At 70.2% G+C, this 4,854-nt stretch carries 8 protein-coding genes; 4 read left to right on the top strand and 4 right to left on the bottom strand.

Translation table 11 applies throughout. The features are described from left to right. Positions 1 to 916 (bottom strand): polyprenyl synthetase family protein (locus tag QN345_RS15545; protein WP_323508838.1); only part of this gene is annotated, 916 nt, incomplete at its 3' end. Next, entirely contained in the window at positions 909 to 1,445 is a 537-nt protein-coding gene (gene idi / locus QN345_RS15550; protein WP_134446121.1) for an isopentenyl-diphosphate Delta-isomerase, read from the bottom strand. The genes idi and QN345_RS15545, both read right to left, overlap by 8 nt. A 78-nt stretch (positions 1,446 to 1,523) precedes the next feature. On the opposite strand from idi, the gene QN345_RS15555 reads away from it, so the two are divergent. The 3 genes from QN345_RS15555 (at position 1,524) to QN345_RS15565 (ending at position 3,272) form a co-directional block, all read left to right on the top strand. Then, positions 1,524 to 2,141: a MarR family winged helix-turn-helix transcriptional regulator gene (locus tag QN345_RS15555; RefSeq protein WP_134446120.1), complete on the top strand. Its 618-nt coding sequence runs from the start codon at positions 1,524 to 1,526 to the stop codon at positions 2,139 to 2,141. 9 nt (positions 2,142 to 2,150) lie between these two features. Further along, complete coding sequence (locus tag QN345_RS15560; RefSeq protein ID WP_322189658.1) at positions 2,151 to 2,678, top strand: adenine phosphoribosyltransferase; 528 nt, start codon at positions 2,151 to 2,153, stop codon at positions 2,676 to 2,678. A 90-nt stretch (positions 2,679 to 2,768) separates the two neighbouring features. Then, positions 2,769 to 3,272, top strand: coding sequence for an NUDIX domain-containing protein (locus QN345_RS15565; protein ID WP_134446118.1), 504 nt, complete (start codon positions 2,769 to 2,771; stop codon positions 3,270 to 3,272). 10 nt (positions 3,273 to 3,282) lie between these two features. On the opposite strand, the gene QN345_RS15570 is transcribed toward QN345_RS15565, so the two are convergent. Then, positions 3,283 to 3,750 carry a nitroreductase/quinone reductase family protein gene (locus QN345_RS15570; protein WP_322189659.1) on the bottom strand — a complete coding sequence of 156 codons (468 nt, stop codon included), beginning with the start codon at positions 3,748 to 3,750 and terminating at the stop codon, positions 3,283 to 3,285. Between the two features lie 230 nt (positions 3,751 to 3,980). On the opposite strand from QN345_RS15570, the gene QN345_RS15575 reads away from it, so the two are divergent. After that, positions 3,981 to 4,535: a hypothetical protein gene (locus tag QN345_RS15575; protein WP_322189660.1), complete on the top strand. Its 555-nt coding sequence runs from the start codon at positions 3,981 to 3,983 to the stop codon at positions 4,533 to 4,535. Positions 4,536 to 4,587: 52 nt separating this feature from the next. Here QN345_RS15575 and QN345_RS15580 read toward each other — a convergent pair. Continuing rightward, on the bottom strand, positions 4,588 to 4,854 hold a 267-nt coding region (locus QN345_RS15580; RefSeq protein WP_323508839.1), incomplete at its 5' end, for a hypothetical protein.

The raw sequence follows: 4,854 nt of genomic DNA on the forward strand, positions 1-4,854 counted from the left end.
GCAGTGCCCCGCAGCTGCGCAGGAGCACCCTGGCCTCCTCTGCCTCGTCCTGGGTGAGGTCGGCCTTGCCGACGAACGGTGCGATCGCCGGCCAGTCGCCCGTCGTACCGGCGTAGGCAACGAGCGCGGTCTGCTTGCCCTCGCGCAGGTCGGTCAGTGCGCTCTTCCCTGTGCGCGCGGGGTCTCCGAAGACGCCGAGGATATCGTCGGTGAGCTGGAAGGCGACGCCGACGAGCCTGCCGAACCGTCCGAGGGCGACGATCGCCTCCTCGCTCGCCCCCGCGAGCACGGCCCCGGCCATCAGGGGAGCCTCGAAGGAGTAGACGGCGGTCTTCTGCTCGAGGGTCACGGTCACTTCCTCGACAGAGAGGGGAGTCTTCGAAGCGGTGTTCGTGACGTCCGCGAGTTCACCGGCCGCCGACACGAAGACGGCCCGGTCCAGAAGGTCGAGGAGCCGGCCGCGCTGCTCGGCGCCGATCGGCAGCAGGGCGAGTGCGCGGTGCGCCTCGCTCAGGGCGAGGTCGCCGGCGAGGATCGCCGCCGTAGTCGCCCAGGCGCCGGTCTGCGTCCCGACGGCGCCATGGGCGAGGGCGCGCTCCGTGAACCTGCCGGCGACGTTCGCGACGCCGCGACGGTGCAGGTCGCGGTCGATCACGTCGTCGTGGATCACGAACGCGGTGTGCAGGAGTTCGAAGCTCACGGCGACCGGGATCGCCAGGCTCATCTCTGTTCCGCCGAGTCCGGCGAACGCGGCGAGCACGAGCGCGGGACGCACCCGCTTGCCGCCACTGCTGGCCTGCTCGAGCGAGTCCCAGAGAGCGACGTAGTGCGTTCCGTAGTCGCTCGCTCGCAGCCTGGCCGCCGCGAAGTATCGCTGGAGTTCGGTCTCTACTTCGATGTGGGCGATCTCAGGCATCGAATCTCAACTCCTTCAGTTGGAGCACCATCCATGGGCTGAAGGCCCACGGGCTGGAGAGCGCGCTCGCGCGCAGGGTTTCGGGGTCGGTCCACACGTATTCGGAAACCTCATCGGGATTCGGCACGGGGTCGGTGTGCACCGTCGCGCGGTACACCGGGCAGATCTCGTTTTCCACGATGCCGCTCGCATCCGTCGCCCGGTAGCGGAACAGGGGAAGCGCCACGGTCAGTTCGTCGAGGTCGAGGCCGAGCTCAAACCGGCCGCGCCGTGCGATGGCCCGCCGCTGCGACTCGTCCGGGAGGGGATGCCCGCAGAAGGAGTTCGTCCAGACTCCCGGCCAGGTCCGCTTGCCGAGGGCGCGCCGGGTGACGAGAACCTCCCCGCGTTCGTTGAAGACATAGACCGAGAAGGCGAGATGAAGGGCGGTATCGGCGTCGTGCATCGTGCTCTTGGGCGCCGAGCCGATCGGGCGCCCTGATTCGTCGAGCAGTACGACGAGTTCGACCGTCTGGTCCACAGCCTGCATGTGATTCCTCCCCTTCCCGCCACCATACCCGTAGATATTGCTAACCAAGTTAGCTAATCGTGAGGCTAGCATGGTGGAATGTCCGAACGAGCCACTTTCCCGCCCCGGTCTCCGTCGCCGGAGCCGAGCTTCTGGACCGGCCAGGGGAACAACGGGACGACCGGGACCACCGGTGCTCGCGACGTTCTCGCCGCGCTCCGGGCATTCCGGGCCGCGGATGCCGCGATGCGCGAGCGCGCCAGGGCCGAGCTCGCGGTGAACGAGACCGACCTCGTGGCCATCAGGCACCTGATCCAGCGCGAGGCCCGCCGGACCCCGGTCAGCCCGAAGGATCTCACCTCCCACCTCGGGATCTCCTCTGCCGCGACGTCGAAGCTGCTCGCGCGCCTGACCCGCACCGGGCACATCCGCCGCGAGGCGCACGCCGTGGACGGACGGGTCCAGCTCATCTTCGCGACGCCGGCGGCGCATCAGGAGGTGCGCCGGGCGCTCGGGGGCGTGCACGAGCGGATGTTCGCGGCCGCAGAGGACCTCGAACCGTCCGAACGAAACGCCGTTATCCGCTTCCTCACCGCCATCGCCGACGCCATGTCCGCAACGACGACGGACACCGCGTCGCACCACGGCGGCACTCCGACCGGGGTCACAGCCCCGAGCGGGGGGACCGAAGCGGTTCAGGGGCACTCGACCACCTAGGCTTGACCGGTGCCAACACCAGCAGCAGACCATGTGACCGCCCTCCTCGCGTCCTACCAGGACTTCCCGGAGACGGGCATCCTCTTCCGGGACCTCAACCCCGTTTTCGCGGACGCCGTGGCCTTCCGGGCGCTCATCGACGAACTCGCCGGGCGGTTCGCCGGGCAGTTCGACGCGGTCGCAGGAATCGAAGCGCGGGGTTTCCTGCTCGCGGCGGCCGTGGGATACGCGGCGGGGGCATCCGTGCTCGCCGTGCGCAAGGGCGGCAAGCTGCCCGGCTCCGTGCTGTCGGAGAACTACGACCTCGAATACGGTTCGGCGTGCCTCGAACTCGAGATCGGCCAGCTGCCGGAGGGATCCCGGGTGCTCGTCCTCGACGACGTGCTCGCGACGGGCGGAACGATCGCGGCCACCTCCCGGCTCATCCGGCGTGCCGGCTATCGACTGACGGGCGTCGGCGTCGTGCTCGAGCTCACCGAACTCCTCGGCCGCGACCGCCTCGGCACCACCCCGCTGCACACCATCGTCGCCCTGTAGAACCACCCCGCAGCGGGCAGGCACCGACCGCACTGTGCGAAAACCGCACGCTCTGGGCCGAATGGCGGCCGGATGCCGCATGCTTGGTTCATGACGGGAAACGGCGACGAGTGGGTCTTCGCGCCAGACGGCCGCAGGTTCTGGGGACGCTTCGGGGCCGCCGGGCTGCTCGTGCACCACGCCGACCTCGGGGTGCTGATGCAGCATCGCGCCGCGTGGAGCCACAACGGCGACACCTGGGGGCTTCCCGGCGGCGCCCGGCATGAACACGAGACCGCCCTCGAAGCCGCGCTCCGCGAGGCGAACGAGGAGGCCGGCGTGCCCGCCGAACTCGTGAGCGTGCAGTTCAGCTCGGTACTCGATCTCGGCTTCTGGTCGTATACGACGGTCGTCGTACGCGCCCTCGAACCCTTCGAGCCCGTGATCAGCGACCGTGAGAGCATCGCACTGCGCTGGGTGCCCGCCGAGCTCGTCGACGCACTGCCGTTGCACCCCGGCTTCGCCCTGAGCTGGCCGGCCCTGCGCGCCCGCCTGGACGGGGCGGATGCCGGCGGCCCGGCCACCGACGTCCGCTCGCCGGAGTCGCGCGCCTGACCCGGTGCAGTCAGACGGCGGTCAGCACCCGGAAGACGGGATGGTCCGCGGCGATCGCCTCGAATGCCGAAACGGGTTCGTGCCGGTCCACGGGAATGTGCGGGCGCCCGCCCGGGGCCTTCTCGGCGAAGCGTTTCAGGATCGGCGCGCGGTCCTCCGCCGGCACCTCGACGAGCCAGACCGGGCGCGCCGTGCGCCTGCGGAGCGTCGCCCGGCCGCCAGCCGCGCGCACGTTCCGCACCCAGTTGCATTCGCCGAGCATCGAGACGAGGTACCACTGGCCGTCAACGTCGGCCATCCCGATCGGGAACCGGGTCACCTGTCCGCTGCGTCGCCCGATGACCTCGAGGGAGACCCAGCGTCTCGGCAGCACTCCGAGGCGCAGCGCCCGGTTCCACAACCGTGCATAGCGCTTCGCCGTGGCGTTCCCCCGCCCGCCGGAATACATCGCGCGAAGCCGGTCTGCCTGGGCGCCCATTACCGCGCCCTCCTCACCGGACGGGACGCCGGCCGGGGGACCGCGTGCGAATCGCCCCGGGGAAGCCACGGCACGATCGGGCTCGCCACGCGCTGGTATGCGGGATAGTCCGTGTCCATGCCCGAAGCGTACGCCGGGTTCGGCCGTCCGGCACCGTGCTTCCGGCACGCTCCACCCGATCCGTGACACCGGCCCCGTGCGACCCGCTACCGTTGACACCCGGAGGAATCATGAAACTGGAACCGTTGTTCCTCAGGCTCGACCGGGTCGCCGGTGGTCGGTCCGTGGAATACACCATCGCGCCCGAGATGCGCCGGCACCCCAGGACCAGGCGCACGTTCGTCGCGATTCTCTGGCTCCTCGCCGCGGAACTGGTCCTCGGCGCGGCCGCGGTCGTCATCGCTGTCGTCCTGTTCCTCGGCGGCACCGAGATCCCGACCTCGGTCTGGATGCGCACCTTCGTTGTGCTCGCGATGACGCTCACCCTGCTCTACTTCGCCTGGCGGGCGCAGAAGGGCTTCTACTGGGCCTACCTCCGGCTGCGCCTGTTCAGCAAGATCTTTCCGGTGATCACGCTCGTCCTCGCCGCCATCCCGGGCCTGTACCCGTTGTGGATGGTCAGCGAGCAGATCCTGTTCAGCCTCATCATGATCGGCGTCGGAGACTACCTCTCCTCCGACCACATGCGCGAGGCGTTCCCCAGGCCGCCGCGCACACCGAAGCCGCCGCGCACCCCGAAGCCGCCGCGCACCCCGAAGCCGCCGCGCACCGCACCGCCGCGCTAGCCTGGCGCGTTACGGACCCCACCCGAATGTCGCAGGGCGCCGCGACGCAGGCTCAGGCCTCCCGCACGACCTCCTCCGCGGCCTTGTCCGGGCGCCAGCCCCGCCACGACGGATGCCGCAACCGGCCATCCGAGGTCCACTCGAGATAGTCGACCTCCCCGACCAGGACAGGCCGCACCCAGTGCGCGTCCCTCACATCGGCCGCCGGCACCGCAGCGAACGGGCTCTCCGCCTGCGCGAGCCGGTCGAGCCAGAAGCGCAGCACGTCGCGGAACTGTGCGCGCACCCAGGGGCTCTGCCAGTCGAAGTCCGGCTGGCT

The sequence above is a fragment of the Cryobacterium sp. 10I1 genome (assembly GCF_035019805.1).
Classification (GTDB): Bacteria; Actinomycetota; Actinomycetes; order Actinomycetales; family Microbacteriaceae; genus Cryobacterium; species Cryobacterium glucosi.

Bases quoted from the DNA above. Each gene is read 5' to 3' on its own strand.
- idi (WP_134446121.1), bottom strand. From the start codon at position 1,445: ATGCAGGCTGTGGACCAGACGGTCGAACTCGTCGTACTGCTCGACGAA.
- QN345_RS15555 (WP_134446120.1), top strand. From the start codon at position 1,524: ATGTCCGAACGAGCCACTTTCCCGCCCCGGTCTCCGTCGCCGGAGCCG.
- QN345_RS15565 (WP_134446118.1), top strand. From the start codon at position 2,769: ATGACGGGAAACGGCGACGAGTGGGTCTTCGCGCCAGACGGCCGCAGG.
- QN345_RS15570 (WP_322189659.1), bottom strand. From the start codon at position 3,750: ATGGGCGCCCAGGCAGACCGGCTTCGCGCGATGTATTCCGGCGGGCGG.
- QN345_RS15575 (WP_322189660.1), top strand. From the start codon at position 3,981: ATGAAACTGGAACCGTTGTTCCTCAGGCTCGACCGGGTCGCCGGTGGT.